Annotated in this window: 17 protein-coding genes; 8 read left to right on the forward strand and 9 right to left on the reverse strand. The window is 63.1% G+C overall.

Going from position 1 to position 18834, the window contains the following annotated elements:
- Window position 1: 1 nt before the first annotated feature.
- The 6 genes from J1M81_RS16765 to J1M81_RS16790 form a co-directional block, all read right to left on the reverse strand.
- Window positions 2-835, reverse strand: a complete 834-nt coding sequence (locus tag J1M81_RS16765; protein WP_057474841.1) for a CoA ester lyase — start codon at window positions 833-835, stop codon at window positions 2-4.
- Window positions 832-1995: an acyl-CoA dehydrogenase family protein gene (locus tag J1M81_RS16770; RefSeq protein WP_032384865.1), complete on the reverse strand. Its 1164-nt coding sequence runs from the start codon at window positions 1993-1995 to the stop codon at window positions 832-834. Before J1M81_RS16770 ends, J1M81_RS16765 begins: the two co-directional genes overlap by 4 nt.
- Before the next feature lie 24 nt (window positions 1996-2019).
- The gene (locus J1M81_RS16775; protein WP_206498407.1) at window positions 2020-3390 is read right to left on the reverse strand and encodes an MmgE/PrpD family protein; all 1371 of its coding nucleotides are present in this window, start codon (window positions 3388-3390) and stop codon (window positions 2020-2022) included.
- On the reverse strand, window positions 3387-4604 hold the full coding sequence (locus tag J1M81_RS16780; protein ID WP_206498408.1) for a CaiB/BaiF CoA-transferase family protein: 1218 nt from the start codon (window positions 4602-4604) through the stop codon (window positions 3387-3389). The genes J1M81_RS16775 and J1M81_RS16780 overlap by 4 nt, the downstream gene beginning before the upstream one ends.
- Window positions 4601-5149, reverse strand: a complete 549-nt coding sequence (locus J1M81_RS16785) for a MaoC family dehydratase (protein WP_032368993.1) — start codon at window positions 5147-5149, stop codon at window positions 4601-4603. Before J1M81_RS16785 ends, J1M81_RS16780 begins: the two co-directional genes overlap by 4 nt.
- 131 nt (window positions 5150-5280) lie before the next feature.
- Window positions 5281-6015 carry a FadR/GntR family transcriptional regulator gene (locus tag J1M81_RS16790; RefSeq protein WP_032364336.1) on the reverse strand — a complete coding sequence of 245 codons (735 nt, stop codon included), beginning with the start codon at window positions 6013-6015 and terminating at the stop codon, window positions 5281-5283.
- A 305-nt stretch (window positions 6016-6320) separates the two neighbouring features.
- Between J1M81_RS16790 and J1M81_RS16795 the strand changes: the two genes are divergently transcribed.
- From J1M81_RS16795 to J1M81_RS16825, 7 genes are all read left to right on the forward strand, one after another.
- Entirely contained in the window at window positions 6321-8402 is a 2082-nt protein-coding gene (locus J1M81_RS16795) for a hydantoinase/oxoprolinase family protein (RefSeq protein ID WP_045840816.1), read from the forward strand.
- A complete protein-coding gene (locus J1M81_RS16800) occupies window positions 8399-10216 on the forward strand; it encodes a hydantoinase B/oxoprolinase family protein (protein ID WP_037148397.1) in 1818 nt (605 codons plus the stop codon). Before J1M81_RS16795 ends, J1M81_RS16800 begins: the two co-directional genes overlap by 4 nt.
- A complete protein-coding gene (locus J1M81_RS16805) occupies window positions 10162-11421 on the forward strand; it encodes an amidase (protein WP_255175816.1) in 1260 nt (419 codons plus the stop codon). The genes J1M81_RS16800 and J1M81_RS16805 overlap by 55 nt, the downstream gene beginning before the upstream one ends.
- A gap of 174 nt (window positions 11422-11595) precedes the next feature.
- Window positions 11596-12612 carry an ABC transporter substrate-binding protein gene (locus J1M81_RS16810; RefSeq protein WP_206498409.1) on the forward strand — a complete coding sequence of 339 codons (1017 nt, stop codon included), beginning with the start codon at window positions 11596-11598 and terminating at the stop codon, window positions 12610-12612.
- A gap of 76 nt (window positions 12613-12688) precedes the next feature.
- Entirely contained in the window at window positions 12689-13453 is a 765-nt protein-coding gene (locus tag J1M81_RS16815) for an ABC transporter ATP-binding protein (protein ID WP_206498504.1), read from the forward strand.
- The gene (locus J1M81_RS16820) at window positions 13450-14274 is read left to right on the forward strand and encodes an ABC transporter permease (protein ID WP_032393092.1); all 825 of its coding nucleotides are present in this window, start codon (window positions 13450-13452) and stop codon (window positions 14272-14274) included. Before J1M81_RS16815 ends, J1M81_RS16820 begins: the two co-directional genes overlap by 4 nt.
- The gene (locus J1M81_RS16825) at window positions 14274-15095 is read left to right on the forward strand and encodes an ABC transporter permease (protein WP_206498410.1); all 822 of its coding nucleotides are present in this window, start codon (window positions 14274-14276) and stop codon (window positions 15093-15095) included. Before J1M81_RS16820 ends, J1M81_RS16825 begins: the two co-directional genes overlap by 1 nt.
- A gap of 143 nt (window positions 15096-15238) precedes the next feature.
- Here J1M81_RS16825 and J1M81_RS16830 read toward each other — a convergent pair whose 3' ends face one another.
- From J1M81_RS16830 to J1M81_RS16840, 3 genes are all read right to left on the reverse strand, one after another.
- Window positions 15239-16099, reverse strand: coding sequence for a DUF4352 domain-containing protein (locus J1M81_RS16830; RefSeq protein WP_206498411.1), 861 nt, complete (start codon window positions 16097-16099; stop codon window positions 15239-15241).
- A gap of 242 nt (window positions 16100-16341) precedes the next feature.
- Window positions 16342-16809, reverse strand: coding sequence for a LysR substrate-binding domain-containing protein (locus tag J1M81_RS16835; protein WP_206498412.1), 468 nt, complete (start codon window positions 16807-16809; stop codon window positions 16342-16344).
- 417 nt (window positions 16810-17226) lie between these two features.
- Complete coding sequence (locus J1M81_RS16840; RefSeq protein ID WP_206498413.1) at window positions 17227-17763, reverse strand: hypothetical protein; 537 nt, start codon at window positions 17761-17763, stop codon at window positions 17227-17229.
- A 262-nt stretch (window positions 17764-18025) separates the two neighbouring features.
- On the opposite strand from J1M81_RS16840, the gene J1M81_RS16845 reads away from it, so the two are divergent.
- Window positions 18026-18289 (forward strand): hypothetical protein, encoded by a 264-nt coding sequence (locus tag J1M81_RS16845; protein WP_206498414.1) that lies wholly within the window; start codon window positions 18026-18028, stop codon window positions 18287-18289.
- The last annotated feature ends 545 nt before the right edge of the window (window positions 18290-18834 follow it).

Below are 18834 nucleotides of genomic sequence, written 5' to 3' on the forward strand. Positions count from 1 at the left end.
GTCAGTTGTTGATCGTCTCCCGCGCGGCACCGCGCTCCACCACTCGACGAGCAGTTCGGGCCACAGCCTCGTCGATCAGAAATCCCTTGCTGTCGACGGCCACTCCTGAGGTGGCACGTTCCAAGTCGGCCAACAGTTGCTCTGCCTCGAGAACTTCCGACTCCGACGGCACGAACACCGTTCGCACAGGCCCGAGTTGAGCCGGATGAATACACGCACGCCCGACAAAACCGAGACCGGCCAAAGTGCGGGTATCGGCCTCGAACGCTTCGGCATCGCGGAAATTCCGCGACACCGCAGCAGGCGGTGGATCGATCCCCGCCGCGACGCTGGCCGCCACCACCTGAGCACGCACGAACGACAATGACTCCGCCGAGCCGTCGACGCCGAGATCGGCGGCCAGGTCCACCTCACCGATCTGTAAAAACTTGACCCGAGGGGCACGGGCAATCTCGAGAGCGGCAAACACTCCGGCGGCCGTCTCGATCAGTGGCGAGACCACGACGCCGCTCGCACCGAGAAGTGCGTCGGCCTGCTCTATCTCCCGAGCAGACGACACCTTCGGCAACCAGATACCGGTCAGATTGGGGTGCAACACCGCGCGAATATCGCTCTCCTGCAACGCCCCAGGATTGACACGCACCCAGATCTGCACGTCACCCGGCTCGCAGGAGGCAACCCACGCGGCCACCGTCGCACGCGCATGGTCCTTGTTCGCCGCAGTGACGGCGTCCTCGAGATCCAACACCACCGCGTCGGTACCCGAATTCAGCGCCTTGTCGAACCGCTCCGGCACATCCCCCGGGACGTAGAGGTACGTCAGAGCGGTCCTCATCCGATGACGCCCGTGCCCGCGACGAGGGACTTGGCAATGACGGTGCGCATGATGTCGTTGGTGCCCTCACCGATCGCCATCAGCGGGGCGTCCCGGTAGAGGCGTTCGACGACGAACTCGGTGGAGTATCCGTAGCCACCGTGGATGCGCATCGCTTCGAGGCTGGCGGTAATGGCGGCCTCGGAGGCGAAGTACTTCGCCATACCGGCTTCCATATCCACTCGCTTACCCGAATCTGCCTGCGATGCAGCCCAGTACGTCATCAAGCGTGCGGCCTGCAGCTGGGTCGCGATGTCGGCAATCTTGAGCTGGATGGCCTGGAACTCGGCAATGGGCTGACCGAATGCGGTGCGCTGCTTGGCGTATTCGAGCGCAGCGTCGTAGGCAGCCTGCGCGATGCCGACGCTGCGGCCGGCGATGTTGAGACGGCCGATCTCGAGACCCGACAGTGCCTGCTGCAGACCGCGACCCTCGACGCCACCGAGCACTGCGTCGACGGGAACGCGCACATCGGTGAACGTGATCTCACACGATTCGGTTCCCTTGTAGCCGAGCTTGCCCATGTCGCGCTGGACCTCGAACCCGTCGGTCGTGGTGTCGATCAGTAGCAGCGACATGCCCTTGTGCGCGGGAGTCGTGGTGGTGTCGGTTTTGACCAGTACCGGAAGCACATTCGCGTGTCGGGCATTGGTGATCCAGGTCTTCGCACCGTTGACGACGTAGTGGTCGCCGTCGCGCTTGGCGGTGGTCTTGATGCCCTGCAGGTCGGTTCCGGCACCGGGCTCGGTCAGGCCGACTCCAGTACGCCATTCACCGGTCGCAAGCTTGGGCAGCAGTGTCTTCTTCTGCTCGTCGGTACCGTGCTTGCCGATCATCCAGCACGAGAGGTTGTGGCTGCCGAGAATTCCGGCGACACCCATCCATCCGCGGGCGAGCTCCTCGTACACCAAAGTGAACGAGACCTTGTCGAGGTCGAGGCCGCCGTACTCCTCCGGTGTCGTGATGCCGAACAGGCCCATGGCCTTCATGTGCTCGACGATCTCGGTGGGGTATCGGCCCGTCTTCTCCCACTCGTTCGCGACCGGGATGATTTCCTTGTCGACGAAGGTGCGCAATGCTTTACGGAAGGCCGTCTGCTGCTCGTCGTACGTGAAGTCCATGGTGATGTCCTGTCGATTGAAGTGTCAGGGTGTCGGCGCGATGGCTGCGGCGAGGTCGAGAATGGCGGTCAAGTCGGTTTCGTCGACCAACCCGAGGACGCGGTCGGCCAGCTCGGTGGCACGAGAGTCGTTGCCGCAGTTGGCGAGAAACTTCTCCAGCAGACGGTCGTCGCTCAGCGGGAAACCGGCGGATCCCTGACTGCCGCCGACGGAGGCGTCGAGCACGCGTCCGTCGGTGAGGGTGAGAACCGCCCTGCCCGACGCGGCCGCCGCGGGAACCTCGGACGGCAGGTTCGTCACCCGCACCTTGCGGGCGGTGCCGAGGACGTCCTCGCGTGCGATGGATTCGTCGGTGTAGGTCGAGACGGTGATGGCTCCGTCGTGCAGTAGTGCCGCCACACTCCACGGCAGATCGAACTTGCCGTCGTAGGTACTGCGCGGTGACGCGACGCCGGTGTTGGGTCCGCAGACGAACGGACTCGAATCGGGATGAACGAACACCTCGATGTCGTCGACATCACTGGCCTGAACCGCGCTGTCACCGAGGGCCTTCGACACCGCATCGAGCGTCACGTGCATCAGTTGGCAACTGGGGTACGGCTTGATGCCGATCCGGGTGGCTTCCCACCGCGTGCCGAGTCCCTCCGTCAGTGCCGCGAAGTTCGTCGGCCGATCGGTCAGCGCAGCGTAGATTCCGCGTCGACCTTCCAGGACAGACGATGGGCCGGTCGCACCGGCGGCCGCGAGCCGAGCGGCCAGCACACCGTTCATGCTCGCCGATCCGGGATGCAGCGCCTTGGTGTCGGCGTCGGTATCGAGAAACTCGAGCAGTCCCGAACTCGACGATCCAGCGATCCCCAGGGCGTTGACCAACGTCTCGGTGTCGAACTTCGACAGGTGTCCGGCAACGAGTGCGGCCGTCAACGGTCCCACCGCTGCCGTGGCATGCACACCCCGAGCATGGAATCCGTGCGGGCTGACTTCACCGAGGCGACAGGCGGTTTCGAGCCCGAGAGCTGCGGCGGTCAGCACATCTGCACCAGAGGCCGATACCTGCTGCCCGACGGCGAATGCCGCAGGAAGAGATACGGCCGTCGCGTGCACCAGAGCGCCCGCGTGCGTGTCGTCGAAGTCCAGCGAGTGCAGCATCACCCCGGTCGCGAAGGCGGCTGCCGGCGCCGACAGTCCTCGGGTTCCAGTGAGAGGCCGCGCCTCCGGTGGGCCGCCGAGGGCGTCGGCTACTGTCCAGCCCGGTCGGCCGTAGCCGAGCCGTTGGGCCGCAACGGTGTTACCGACGCCATCGAGCAGGTGCCGGGCGGCCGCATGCCGGACGTCCTCGGACAGATCGGCGACAGTGACACTCGATGCCCACTCCGCCAAGATCGTCGAGGTCACGCCCGTACCTCGTCCTTCGCCGTACCGAAGGCTCCCTCCGCCTTCAGTGTCGCGATGCGTTCGTCGTCGTAACCCAGTTGGTCGCGCACGATGTCGTCGAAGTGCTCGTTGCGCTGCGGCGCCCGGCGGTACTGCTTGGCCTCGGCACCGAAGTTCACCGGTGAGGCGACCTGGCGCACGGTGTTGTACACCGGGTGCTCGGTCTCGACCACGAGATTGCGTGCGAGCGTGTGCGGTTCGGTCAGTGCGTGCTCGACGTCGTTGATCGGTCCGGTAGGCACCCCGGCCGGGCCGAGCTTCGAGAGCCAGTGCTCGACGGTATTGCTGGCAAATACCTCTTCCAGGATCGGCAGCAGTACGTTCTGGTTCTTGCCACGCAGCGAGAAGTTGGTGAACCGCGGATCGGCACCGAGGTCCGGGCGGTCGATGGCGACGACGAGCCGGTCCCAGAACTTCTCCTTCGCGCAGCCGACGATGAGCCAACCGTCCGTTGCCTCGAAGGCCTGGAACGGAACCAGAGACGGGTGAGCGGAGTTCTTCGTGCGGATCGGCTCGAAGCCGGCGTTGAGATGCCAGGTCGCGGGATAGGTGAGCAGAGACATCGCCGTGTCGTACAGCGAGACGTCGCAGTCACCGCCGATGCCGTCGCGTCGGGCAGCGTGCAGTCCCGACAGCAGCGAGATCGCGGCGACGAATCCACCGGAGTAATCGACCAGCGACAGACCGGATTTGGTGGGCGGGCCGTCCGGGTCGCCGGTGACGCTCATCCAGCCGGCGAGGCCCTGCAGAATGTAGTCGTAGCCAGGCTCTTTCGCGCGGGGGCCGGTCATACCGAAGCCGGTGAGGCTGCAGCACACGATTGCGGGATTGAGATGCTTGAGCTGGTCGTAGGTGATGCCAATCTTCTCCGGCACGTCACCGCGCAGGTTGGAGTAGACGGCGTCGCTGGTACGAACGAGATCCTCGAACACCGCTCGCCCACTCGGGGTCGAGAGGTCAAGGGACAGGGAACGTTTGTTGCGGTTGAAGCTCTCGAAAAACAGCGAGTCCTCGCCCTCGTTGTAGGGCGGGACGTACCGTCCGACGTCGCCGCCGACGCTGGGGTCCTCGATCTTGATGACGTCCGCGCCGAGGTCGGCCAGGTGCAAGCTACCGAACGGGCCTGCGCCGTACTGCTCGAGGGAAATGATGCGTACGTCTTCGAGTGGCCTCATGCGTCGGAATCCTTAGTCTGGGGAAGTTCGAGCGGTCCGTTCTGCGCTTCGGGAAAGTAGTTCTGCCCGATGCCACTGTCGCGGGTTGCGACCATGACCGAGCGCTTCCACGAAATGACCTCGACGCCATCCTGATTGAGGCCGCGGGTGATCATCGAGACGATGCCGGCGTAGGGGCGTGACTCGGACTTGCGCAGCCCGGTACAGATGCTTTCGGCGTACAGGGTGTCGCCTGCATAGACCGGGTGGGACATCTTGATGTCGGTGAAGGCGAGGTTGGAGATCGCGTTCTGGCTCATGTCGATCACCGAAAGTCCCAGCACCACAGAGACTGTGAAGCCGGAGTTGACGATGACCTTCCCATCGGTGATGGGGTTCTGCGACGCCAGATGCGCGTTGAAGTGGTTCTGGTTGGTGTTGAGCGACAGCAGCGTGATCCACGTGTTGTCGGTCTCCGTGATCGTCCGCCCGAAGGGATGTTGGTAGACGTCCCCCACGGTGTAGTCGTCGAAGAAGCGCCCCAGAACGGCCGGATGGATTGCCACCGTGTCTCCTCGTGTCGGTTTGGCGAGTGCCTTACCTAGACCATAAACATCAGATGTTTACGGCGTCAAGGGTTCGAGAAAACCGGTAATCGGCAGACTTCACCTGAATCGACTCGGTAAAGAGCAGATGTTTACGGATTACGAAGTCGATCCATCTGTCGGTACGAGTCACCGAGGTGGTCGAGATGCTTACGCATCAGATCCATGGCGGCCATCGAGTCACCGGCCTCCACCACGTCGAGCAGTCCCCGGTGGTCGCTGTCGACGCACTGCCAGAAGCCCTCGGGCGCATGGTCACGACCGAATCGACCGGACAGGACACGGAAGACGGGTGCAGTGATGAGCTCGAGCAGCGGATTGTGGGCCGCGCGCAGCAAGACGAGGTGGAATTCCTGGTTCTTGGCGAACGTCTCGGGTCCCTGCACTTGATTGGGATCGAAGATGGTCGCGTTGAGCTGCTCGAGATGCTCGTCGGTGCGGCGGAACGCGGCAATGCCCGCCGCCGGAACCTCCATCAGGTTGCGCACTTCCATGAGCTGGTCGACGGTGACAGTCTCCGCGGCAGCCATCAGAGCGACACCGGTTTCCAGGTGCTCACTGATGTGTCCAACACTGGGGACGGCGACGAAGCTTCCCCCGGTCACTCCCCTGGTCGTCTCGATCAGGTTCTGGCTGGCCAGGGACCGGAGCGCTTCACGAATAGTGCTACGCCCGACGCCGAATTCGGCGGTGAGCTCGGCTTCGCCGGGTAGCCGCTCTCCCGGCTGCAGCTCACCGGAGAGAATGCGGCTCCGAAGATGGCCGGCGAGAACCGCATACGCGGGGACACTCTTGGCGGTCGCCTTGAGCGGAGCCGATTGGGCCACGTCTTCCCCCTGATGTCGCTCGACTGCTTCTGCTGACCGGTCGGCTCGAGCTTAGCGTGACCGATGCCCCGAGATGCGGAGATCGCAACCCTCGATACATCCGCTTTTTAGCAAGAAACCACGCATACCGACGCGAATCTAGGCCGATATCTGGACAAAACCGACGCAATACATCAGAGGTATTGCTTTTCCCGTCGATCATCAGCACTATGACTCATGTCACCTCAGCAGTGACCCCACGACTTCGTAGGACACGCGGAGCACGCCTTCCCGCTCCCCTCGGGCACCGACAGAACGGACGCAGCATGAAACGCATTGGAGTCGACGTCGGCGGCACGTTCACCGACCTCGTCCTGTGGGACGACGACGGCACGGTCGTCGTGCACAAGACCCCGTCCACCAATCACGATCCCTCGATCGGCACGATGGACGGCATCAAGGTCCTCGCCGAACGCGCAGGGATCGACCCGTCCGAGATCGACATGTTCTTCCACGGCACCACCGTGGCCACCAACATCGTGCTCGAGCACAACGGCTGCGACGTCGGCATGATCACCACCGAGGGTTTCCGCGACCTGCTGCACATCGCGCGCAAGAAGCGTCCTCTCAATTACTCGAACTACCAGGATCTTCCGTGGCAGAAGTGGCAGCTCGTGCCACGGCGCAACCGGCGGGTGGTCCCGGAACGCATCGATGCCGCAGGAAACATTCTGACCCCACTCGACGAAGATGCTGTGCGCGAACAGGTTCGCCTGCTGCGTGAGCGAGGCGTGCAGGCCATCGCCGTCGCATTCCTGCACGCGTACCGCAACCCCACCCACGAGCAGCGCGTGCGAGCCATCATCGAAGAAGAGTTCCCGGGCGTCTTCATCTCCCTCTCCAGCGAGGTGGCCCCGCAATACCGCGAGTACGAACGCTTTTCGACCGCAGCACTCAACGCGTTCATCGGACCGAAGACCTCGAAGTACATCGAGAACCTGGCCGGTAAGGCGAAGGCAGCGCAGGTCGGCGAGGACGTACACCTCATGACCTCGGCCGGCGGGCTCGTCACCTCCCGCAGCGCCAGCGAAATCCCGGTCTCACTTCTGACCAGCGGGGTGGTCGCCGGCCTGCTCGGCGGCTGCGCCATCGGTAAGGCATCCGGGTTCCCCAGTGTCATCACCCTCGATGTCGGCGGTACCTCCGCGGATGTCGGCGTGGCACCGGACGGTGCCCTGCGGATGAAGCATCTGCTCGACACCCGAATCGGCGACTATCACGCGATGGTGCCCATGGCCGAGGTCGACACCATCGGTGCCGGCGGCGGATCCATCGCCGTGGTCGACGACGGCGGCATGTTCCGCGTCGGACCACGCAGCGCGGGTGCCGTTCCCGGTCCCGCCTGCTACGGACACGGCGGCACCGAACCGACGTCCACCGACGCCATGGTGATGATGGGATGGCTGCGCGAGAAGAGCTTCCTGTCCGGAACAATGGAGGTCAAGCCCGAGCTGGCGCGCGAAGCGATTCAGACTCACATCGCCGACAAGCTCGACACCCCACTCGACGACGCCGCGATGGGCATCTTCAAGATCCTCGCCCATTCCATGACCGAGGCGATCAGCCTGCACTCGGTGCGTAAAGGCTATGACCCGCGCGACTTCTCACTGATCGCCGAGGGTGGAGCCGGTCCGCTGTTCGCGTGGCAGATCGCCGACCAGCTCGGTATTCCGCGGGTCATCGTGCCCGGTCACCCCGGCATCACCTCCGCTGTCGGCCTGCTCACCACCGACATCCGCTACGAGGAGCCGACGACGGTGTGGACGTCGTCCGCCGACCCGAACATCGAACTGCTGCAGGAGCAGGTCGAGCGTCTGTCCGCACTGGCCGTCGCACAGCTCGAGAAGGACGGTGTTGCGGCCGAGAACATTTCGCTCGAGCGCAGCGTCGACTGCCGATACGTCGGCCAGGGCTACGAACTCCGCGTCGCTGCACCGGACGGCGACATCGACGACGTGTGGGTCAAGACCGTCGCCGAGGCATTCCACGACGTGCACGGACGCACCTACTCTCAGCGGTTCGACGACAAGCCCGTGCAGCTGATCAACGTCCGCGTCACCGGCGTGGGTGCGGTTCCCCACGTACAGATCGCCGATATCGCCGTGGGCTCCGCCGACTCCTCGGCCGCGATCAAGACGACCACCCAGGCACTGTTCTGGCAGGACGAGACGTCCGCGCCGCAGTGGGTGGACACCCCGGTCTACGAGCGGTCACTCCTGCTGGCGAACAACGAGATCGACGGTCCTGCGATCGTCGAGCAGTTCGATTCCACCACGATCATCGGCATGAATCAGCACGCCACCGTCGACGCCGTCGGCCACATCATCATCGAGAGGAACCCCGCATGAGCAAGGCGCTGATGCCCACCACCGGAGTGTCACTGGCGGGCGAATCCACTCGAACCTGGAACGACGTCGAGGTCGATCCCATCACGCTGCGCGTCATCGGCGGAGCCCTGCAGTCGATGGCCAAAGAGATGGCTCAGGTGCTCTACCGCATGGCGTACTCGTCGCTCATTCGAGAGTCCGAGGACCTCGGCGCGGGCATCTTCGACATCAACGGACGCGAACTCTGTGAATCGGATTCGACTCCGATGCACTGCGGTTCGATTCCCGCCTACATCAAGGGCGTCAACCGTCGCCTCGCCGGAACGTACAAGCCCGGAGATGTGGTGCTGCACAATCATCCGTACCACGGAGCGGCTCACTCCCCCGACTACGGCGTGATCATTCCGATCTTCTGGCAGGGCGAGCACATCGGCTTCGCCGGGTGTACCGGTCACGTGTCCGACGTCGGCGGCAACTTCCCCGGCCTGTGCATGGACGTCGTCGATGTGTGGGCCGAGGGCAAGCTGATGGACTCGATGAAGATCTACGAGGCCGGGGTCCGCAACGACTACCTGATTCAGCACATCCTCGACAACGTCCGTACGCCCGAGCAGAACCGCGGCGACCTCGAAGCACTGATCGCGTGCTCTCGCATCGGCGAGAAGCGATTCACCGAGCTGCTCGAGAAGTACGGCCTCGACACCGTGATGAGCGCGGGCGAACGCTGGATGGACTACTCCGAGTCCATGCTGCGCAAAAAGATTCGTGAGATTCCCGACGGCAGCTACACCGCGCCCATCGGATACCTCGACGACGACGGTAAGAACCGCGACGAACCGCTCAAGGTGGCTGTGCGGGTGCAGGTCGAGGGCGAGGACATTCTCATCGACCTCACCGGCTCCAACAGCCAGGTGCCCACCGCGTTCAACGTCCCGTTTGAGGGTTCGGTTCTGCCGGTGGCTGTCTCGGCCATTCGTACGATTCTGCTCGACGAGGATCTGACGGAGGAATTCGTTCCTCAGAACGACGGGTGCTTCCGACCCGTCAAGGCCTATGCCCCCGAGGGGACGATCTTCAACCCGGACTTTCCCGCGTCGTGCTTCGCGCGGTTCTCGCAGGTGAACCGGGTGTTCGACTCGATCAATCTCGCTCTGGCCCCGGTGCTTCCGGATCACGCGATCGCGGGATCGTCCGCCGCCCTGTGCGCCATCGCCTACTCCGGTATCGCTCCGGACGGCGAATCGTATTGGGTCTACATCGAAATTAACGAGGGCTCCTACGGTGGCCGCAATGGCAAGGACGGCATGGACGCCGTCGACGCCCTGATGGCCAACACTCGCAACAACCCCATCGAGGAGCTCGAGCTCAACCACGCTATGCGCGCGTTGCGGTACGAGCTGCGCGACGAGGCACCCGCGCCAGGGAAGTGGCGCGGCGGTATCGGCAGTGTGCGCAAGTGGTTGATGGAGACCGATACGTTCCTCGGTTCCGAGGCCGACAACCGATCGGATCCTCCGGCCGGAGCTCTGGGTGGACACAACGGTGTGTCCGGCTCGTTCACCAGGAACGCCGGGACTGACCGCGAGGAAGTGTTGTACTCCAAGGTCACTCAAGAGACGATTCGTTCCGGTGAGACGCTGGAGATCAAGCTCCCCTCAGGCGGTGGCTTCGGAAACCCGTTCGAGCGTGATCCGTTCCAGGTGCTCAGCGACGTCTGGGACGAGTACCTCACCGAGGACGATGCTCGACGCGACTACGGTGTGGTCGTGAACACCGATTCGTGGACGGTCGACGAGGACGCGACGGCCGAGCTGCGCGCCCGGAGCGCGGCCTGATCGAGGACGGGACCTTCGGCGGTGTCGTCCGGTGGATCGACGACCGGAACGACACCCCGGGGCCCCTGTCCGGCCTGAGCATCGGAGTCAAGGACAACATCGACGTGGCCGGCGTCGAGACCACCTGCGCGTCGGAGTTCTTCGAGCACAACGTCGCCGACGCTGATGCCGAGGTCGTCACCCGCCTACGTGACGCAGGCGGGTCGGTGGTCGCGAAGCTGAACATGGCCGAGTTCGCCGTTGGTGTCACCTCGCAGAACTCGGCTGCGGGCCCGTCGTACAACCCGTGGAATACCGCTCGGGTGCCCGGCGGATCGAGCGGCGGTTCGGGGATTGCCGTCGCCGCCGGACTGGTCGACGCAACCCTGGGCACCGATACCGGCGGGTCGGTGCGCCTCCCCGCCGCGGCGTGCGGGATCACCGGTCTACGCCCCAGTTGGGGATCGATCAGCAACGACGGCGTGTTCCCGGTAAGCGAGCAATTCGACACCGTCGGCCCGATGGCGCGGTCGGTGGCCGAGGTGAAGGCTCTGTTCGACGTCTTGTCCCCCACTCCATCCGAACCATCAGCCGTGACACGCATCGGTGTGCCCAGCGTCTTCCTCACCGCGGACGTGGATCCGGGCGTCGCGCAGACCGTCGCGGCCGCGGTGCGCACGTTCGCCGAACTGGGGTACGAGATCGTCCCCATCGAGCTAGGGCGTGCCGCCGATGCCCAGGACATCGTCTACACGATCGTCTACAGCGACCTCGCTCGCTGCCATCGGCACCGGCTCGACACCGAGCCTTCTCGCTTTCAAGCCGCGACTTACGAGCGAATAAGGTTGGGCCTGAGCATCTCCGAGTCCGACCGTGCCCGTGCATTCACCGGCCGCGATCGGTTCCGTCAGGCCATGACCGCCACGTTCGAGAGTGTCGACGCGGTGCTGACCCCGGCCATGCCCGTCGATGTTCCCCCGAGGGACGGGGGCGACGACGTTGTCGCGCTCTCACGCCGGATGGGACAATTTACGTACCCGTGGTCGTTGCACGACGGTCCGACGCTGGCTCTGCCGGTCGGGTTCCACCCGTCCTCGGGCATGCCGGTGGGAGCGCAACTGACCGCTGCTGCGCACTGTGAGGGCGCGTTGTTCGGCGTGGGTGAGCGCTATCAGTCGGTGACCGGCTGGCATCGGGCGATACCTTCGCATACATCTGATCTTTAGCCCGTCCCGTGCGGATAATCTACGGGCATTGTCCGGATTTACCTTACCTTGACGCCTAAAACATCTTATGTTTAGGTAGAAGACAGCTGTTACGTACGTCTCACTACGGGTGGGCCTGCGACAGCAGACACTCCCCTTCGGCATCGTCACGCCGATCATCCAGCGAGGACGCAGATGCATTTACGCCGAGCCACGTCCATCATGGCAGCACTGACGCTGTCCACCGCATTGGTGGCCTGTGGATCCGATCCCGGTCCCGACGCGGACCCCGCCAATCCGGTCACGATCGATGTCACCGTCTCGGCAGCGGCCGAAATCTACAGCATCCCTTGGCTTGTCGCGCAGAAGCAGGGACTGTTCGAGAAGCACGGCGTGATCGTGGAGAACATCGTTCCGGGCAAGGGCGGCAGTGCCACCATGCGCACGCTGCTCGACGGCAACATCCCCATCGGTGAGGTCAGCTACCCGTCGATCGTGCAGGCGGACGCAGCCGGCTCCGAACTGCGCATCGTCGGCGGCGGCACGCAGGGGCCGTACCCGATGAACTTCTACGCGCTCGCCTCCAACACCGACATCAACTCCATCGAGGACGTCCGCCGGTGGGCCTATACCCGGCCCAACTCGGCGTCCGATGCTCTGACGCGTCTGCTTCCCTCCGTTGCAGGCGTCGACCCGAGCCGGATCGAGCGGGTTGCCTCCGGCGGAATCGGTGAGGGTTTCGCACTACTCGAAGCCGGCAACGTCGATATCGCGCTCGTTCCCTCTATCGTCGCCGAACAGCGGCCGGAGGATTTCAAGCTGATCGTCAGCAGCCCCGACTATATGTCGCGGTTCCTGCAGTCGACGATCACGACCACCAAGGATTACGCCGCGAGTAATCCCGGTGTCGTACGGGCCATCAACGCCGGTTACACCGAGGCGGTCGCATCCATCAAGGCCGATCCTGTTGCGGCCGCCCAGATCTACGCGGACTACACCGGCTTCGATGTGGAGTCGGCGACCGCGGTGGTCGAGCGTGCGTCCTCGGTCGACACCTGGGGCGGCGGCTTCGACACCGCGTCGGTCGAATCCGCCCAGGACGGCGTCGAAGCGTCCGGGAGCGATCGAGTACCCAATTTCTGCACCCTGTTCGACCCGGACTTCCTCGCCGCGGGAGTAGAGAACGATGTTCCCGGCGACTGCGACTCCTGACCGCAATTTCCCACCACCAGAAGGTAGCGACGTGACTCACGCAGCGACTCGACCCCGCCCCGACACCACATCCGCCATCGCCGTCGCCTCGTCGGTGTCGCGGCACTTCGGTGATGTCACCGCCCTGCACGAGATCGACTTGTCCATCGGCCGAGGAGAATTCGTCTCCGTCGTCGGGCCCAGTGGCTGCGGCAAGTCCACCCTGCTCGAGGTGTTCGCCGGACTGCAGGATCACGATGGCGGCACCGTGCAGGTCGACGGGCAACCGCTCACCGGCCCTCGATCCAAGACTGCGGTCATCTTCCAGGAATCGGCGACGCTGCCCTGGCGGACTGTCCGCGACAACGTCGCGTTCGCTCTCGAAGTCCGAGGTGTCGGCAAGAAGGAAAGACGCGCCCGCGCCGACGAGCTGCTGAACACTGTGGGGCTGAGCAAGTTCGGCGACCACTACCCCACGCAGTTGTCCGGCGGTATGCGTCAGCGTGTGGCGATCGCGCGCTGCCTGTCCATGGAGCCCGACCTCATTCTCGCGGATGAGCCGTTCGGTGCCCTCGACGAGCAGACGCGATTGGTGATGTCCTACGAGCTGCTCAAGATCGTCGAAAAGCTCACCTGCGGGGTCCTGTTCATCACCCACAGCATTCAGGAGGCAGTTCTGCTCTCCGATCGGGTGCTGGTGATGAGCGCGCGGCCCGGTCGGTTCATCGACGAGATGGACATCGACCTGCCTCATCCTCGCTCCGAGGACGTTCTCGCAAGCCCGGCGGCTACTGCTCTGCACGAACGTATTTGGTCGAGTCTGCGCGATGAGGCCAAGAAGACGATGAGCGTCGAACCATGAGTGCGCCGACGCGCGAGAGCAACCGCGCCTCTGTGGTCCCCGGATACATCCGGCCTGCCCCGTCGACCCAACTCGGTCTCCCCGCATGGGGTTGGACCGTACTCATCCTCGTCGCGGCACTGGTGGCCATCGACATCTCGGCACGGTTCTTCGCTTCTCCGCTCGACATCGTTCCGGTGACCGACATGATCACGACGTCACTGAGCCTGCTGACCGACCCGGACTTCCTCGTCGACGAGTTGGGCCGGACGCTCGGCATCATCGTTCTGGCCTTCGTGCTCAGCTCCGTACTCGGTGTCGCCGCTGCGTATGTGCTGTGGCGGTACGAGCTGTGGGACAGAGCGTTTCAGCCGTACCTCAACGTCTACTACGCCGTCCCGACATTCGCGCTCTACCCCATCATGGTGGTGCTGTTCGGTGCCGGCGTGGCTCCGATCGCCATCCTGTCCACCATCTTCGCCTTCGGTGTGGTTGCGTTGAACGCACACACCGGATTCAACGCGGTGTCGCCGATCGTCACCAAGCTCGGCACAACGCTGATGTTGACGCGGTGGCAGTACTTCCGATCCGTGCTTCTGCCGTATGCGCTGCCGAGCATCGTGACCGGCCTCAAGCTCGGGCTCTCGTACGCCGTCATCTCGGTGTTGGCCAGTGAGTTCATCCTGTCGACGCAAGGGCTAGGCCACTTCATCTCCATTGCCTACGACGGGTTCGACATAGCCGACATGTACGCCGGGATCCTCATCGTGGCGCTGATCGCTCTGCTCTCAACCTCGCTGATCTCGCTCGCGCTCAACCGATTCGATTGGAGGCGCCGCTGATGAGCAGCACCTTGGACAGAGTAGCCACCGCCCCGACCACTCCCCCGAAAGCCGCCTCGTCCGCTAGCCGCACCAACGCCCGACGGTTCCTGCCACCCGTGGTCGTCGCCGTCGTCGCGGTGTTGATCTGGTGGGTCTCGGCCGTTCTGGTCGACAGTCTCATCTTCCCGACGCCTGCCGAGGCCATGAGTTCGCTTGCTGAGGATCTGGGCAGCGCAGACTTCCGAGCCAACGTCTACGACTCACTGCGCATCCTCGTGCTCGCGTTTCTGGCCAGTACCGTCGTAGGTTCGTTGCTGGGCCTGACACTGGGCCTGAGTCCGTTCTGGACCCGAACCATCGCCCCGATCGTGTACTCGATCAACAGCATTCCCAAGATCGTGCTGTATCCGATCTTCCTGTCGTTCCTCGGCATCGGCGCATTGAGCCGATTCGGATTCTCCTTCTACGCCGCCTTCATTCCGATGTTCCTCGTCGCTGTCGAAGCCACGGCATCTGTCCAGCGAATCCATCTCAAGATGGCGGCGTCATTGCAGGTGAGCTGGCCCAGGTTGATCCGTCAGATCGTCATTCCCGCCGTGCTCCCGGCGCTGGCGACGGGTATGCGGATGACCTTCGGTTTGGCGTTCCTGGGTCTGCTTCTCGCCGAAATGTTCTCATCGTCCAGCGGCATCGGATACGAACTCTTGCGCAATGTCAGCCTGGTGCGGATGGAGAACATCATGGGCACGGTTGTGTTGATTCTGGTGATGGCGCTGCCACCCACGATTGCGCTGCAGTGGTTGGAGAGTCGCATCACCTCGAAGTACGGCGGTCGGTGACGACGACAGCTCAGGTTCTTGGCTCCTATTGCTGAACTGAGACGAGACGCCGACAGTAGTGCGGTGATTACCCAAATCTCGCTAGCTGACTACGGCGAATGGCCGGGCACCGTCTCGGTGCCCGGCCAACGAAAACATCTAAGCTATCGCAGGGAGATCTCAGCCCCACCGGAGAAGACGGAATCGTGTACCTCGAGTGTCGCGGGGACCGCATCCGCTGGGATGTCGAACACGATCGTTATGTTCTGCGACAGACCGGGGTTGATATCTCCCCCGATTGCAGTTTCTGCCTCTAGATTGATCGCTGCCATCGCGTCGTTCTCGAACTCGCGACCTTGGACATCGATCAGCTTCTGGTTAGAGCCGAAGTAGCTTTGCGCCTTATCGGAAACATTGGTCACCGTGACACTGACCAGCACGAACTGCCCGAGTGCGTCTTTCTGAAGGTACGGGTTGTCGCCCAGGGTCGTAACACCTGTCTCGACACCAGTCACGACGAAACCGAACTTGCCATCGCGGACTTCCTGGCCGATACCCGGTGCCGCCTGCTCAGATTCGGGTGCGGGTGCGGGGGAAACCGATTCGACAGGAGCAACGACCGCAGCAGAAGGAGCATTGCCGGCTGCGACAGGTGCAGCCGTGGACGAGGTTGTGGCTTGTGCAGTTGTGGACTTCTCATCATCACCTCCGCCCAACATTCCGCCCACAACAAGAACCAGCACGACGCCACCCACAACCCACGGCCACTTCCGCTTCTTCTTCGCGGGCGGCTGCGGCTGTCCATACGGCTGCTGAGCGTAATGCTGCTGCGCGTAAGGCTGTCCCTGCGCAGGTTGTTGGGCACCGTAAGAGCCATGTGGCTGCCCGTAGGGGGCCTGCCCTGAAGACTGCGGCTGATTCGGATCGTGCGGAAATGTCATGAAGTCCTGGTCTCTGGTCGAAGTGGTGCTGAGTAGGTTAAGGACCGGCGGGTCCAAATGTTTCAGTGCAGCGTAAAAGTTCATTCGACCGAATGAACTAAGAGCCTTTTCGCTTCGCCATAGGCAATCTCTGGTATCCCCCTCGCGCGCGTCTGCGGTCCTCGGAAGTGAAGGGCGACGCCGAATACGCATCGACGCCGGCCGATCGCTTCCGATGCTGGTAGTCCGCAACCGAATCGAAGGCCGACGTCACCCGGCCGACGTCGAGACGTACGTCATCGACTTGCCGCGCTGAAAGCCCTGCCATCGCCCAAATTTGCGGTCCGTTAGTCGAACGCAATCTCGACGGCCGACCGGACCAAGGCCGATACCGCTGGCGATCGGACTCCGGCCGGCCATGCAATAACCGTCGTGATCATGGGCGCATCAACGACAGGTACGGCCACATGCTCGGGCCACTGCCACGCGCGACTCGACGCTGGAATCACCAGCAGCGCCTGGCCCAGCGCGACCAGTTGGGCGATCTGCGATTGACCGCGCACCTCAGGCCCGGGCCCCTTCGGATACGTTCCGTCAAGCTGCAGCCACCGGGCCATCGGCAGGTCCGCAACGTCGCGGATATCGTCCATGCTCAGTTCGTCTTTCGAGGCCAAGGGGTGATCACGCGGAACGATCGCGACCTGCCCCTCGGTAGCTCGCCACCCTGCCCGACGACGGCCCGCGGGGCGGGTTCTTCGACGACGCCGGATCGGTGGCCTGGTGAGACTCTCGGTACCGAGATGACCACCGCCCACGGTGTCGAGGGGAACGCACTAATCCCTCCTAATCCCCTCGCGCTCGTCTGCGATCTTCCGGGGTGAAGGCCGATGCCGAACACGCATCGACACCGGCCATTCGCTTCCGATGCTGGTAGTTCGCTACCGAATCGAAGGGCTGCCGTCACACCCACCGACGTCGAGATGTATGTCGTCGACTTGCCGCGCTGGAAGCCCAAGTCAGCACCCACCTCGACAGCGTCGATGTTCGATCCCAAGAACACGAAGTCCCCGTTGTAATCGGTCTCCTGTCGCTGGATCAGTCTCCGCACAGCAGCGACCGAAGCGTGCATCCTGATGTGCATCACTGCGTATTGCGGATACCGCGGCATGTGCTGGGTCTCGGTAACTTCCACGCCGTTAATCATCGCCCTGGCATGTTGAGTGGTCTCCCAATCACTCGACGAAGTCGGCGGGTTCTCCGATCTGACGTCGATCGCACCCACGACAACCATGACGGTCACGTTCGCCATCACCATGGTCGTCGGCACCTTTGTCTCCGTGGGAACACAGGCAACCAACTGGACTCGGTTCGCGCGATCCGGTTTGCAAGCAGCGTGAGCGTGCATCATCGGGCGACTCGTCGGCAACGGAATAATAATTCCCTTCGATGCAATCGGAGCAATCACTTTCGGTGAGGGCAACTTCGTTCTGGTCCTCTACAACCTGGGACTCGTCGGCTGGGGCTTGATCCTCCTGTTCAGCAACCTCTGGAAAAGCAACGCCAACTACGCATATGCCTACGGAGTCGCCGGCGCAGAAGTGTTTCGACACCCACGCAAAGCCCCGTTCATCATCGGCGGCTGCGCAATCGGGACCCTGCTCGCGCTCGACGGCATGCACAACCATCTGGTCGACTACCTGAGCCTGCTCGGCACCTTCATTCCCCCGTTGGGCGGCGTTCTCAACGGAGACTTCCTGTGCCGTTGGCATCAGGGCATCCCTGAAGGACACACACCCCCCGCTCGTGCACTGGCGACACCTCGCGGCCTACGCCTTCGCTGCATTCCTCGCGTAGTCGTCCGGCGAGTTCGAGATCGGAATCCCGCCCTTGATCAGCATCGTCTCTACCCTTGCACTGACCGTGGTCTTGCAACGACGTGCGCAGCGTCATCAGATAGCTCCCTAACAGATGGATGTCGACACGAATGTCAACCCCGAAGCCAGTGTTGGTCGAAAGAGGTGGCCGAAGCCGATGATCATCACCGGGCTGTTCTTCGCGGAGTACGCGCGAGTTAGCGAAGACATTCTCGGCGGCGTCTGGGAAACTTGCACCGTCCCCCGCGACACCCGTCTACTCGGATGCCTTCTGGTCGCACTGTTAAAGACCGGACCCGACGACATCGGTAAGGACTTCCCGGCGACGCTTGAAGTGCCCGACGCCGAGGGCGAACACATCGTCAATCAGCGGGGCCTGCAGATCCCCGGTGCCGGCTTCACCAGCGAGAATCGATTCTGATTCCTGCCGATGCAGATGGTGTTCCGCAACGAAGGGCGGCACAGCTTCATCCACGGCGCCGGTGAGGCCACAGCGAGCGTGGGGCTTCGCATCGCCCTCGGGTGACACCCAGCCACCGGATACATACCCGCCGACAACGGTTGATGTACTCGATGGCGTTGACCGTCCGTTCTCCCATTTCGGAATCGACACTGTTTCGGTTGCCGGGTCGCCGCATGTCCACGCTTTCGCCTGAAAGCACTCTACTTAATTGACTTTCACCCAGGCAAGTTCTGAGTATTGGAAAAGTAAGCACCCCTTCCAACATCGAGCGGTAAGCTTCAACGGCTGACTGAGCCCCACACGGCCCGCACTAGACCTACGTACCAACGAGAGATTTGCACTTACATAGATGGAGCACAGACTTTGACTCTAATTGCGATATGGATCAGACGCAATTCGACATTGGAAGAATTAGTGATTGCGGCCGATTCACGCATTAGCGGCGGCGAAAGCTGGGACAGCTGCCCGAAAATCGTTCCACTGCCGCATCCGGGAACCGCAAT

It is taken from the genome of Rhodococcus sp. KRD175 (assembly GCF_017168275.1).
Lineage (GTDB): Bacteria > Actinomycetota > Actinomycetes > Mycobacteriales > Mycobacteriaceae > Rhodococcoides > Rhodococcoides fascians.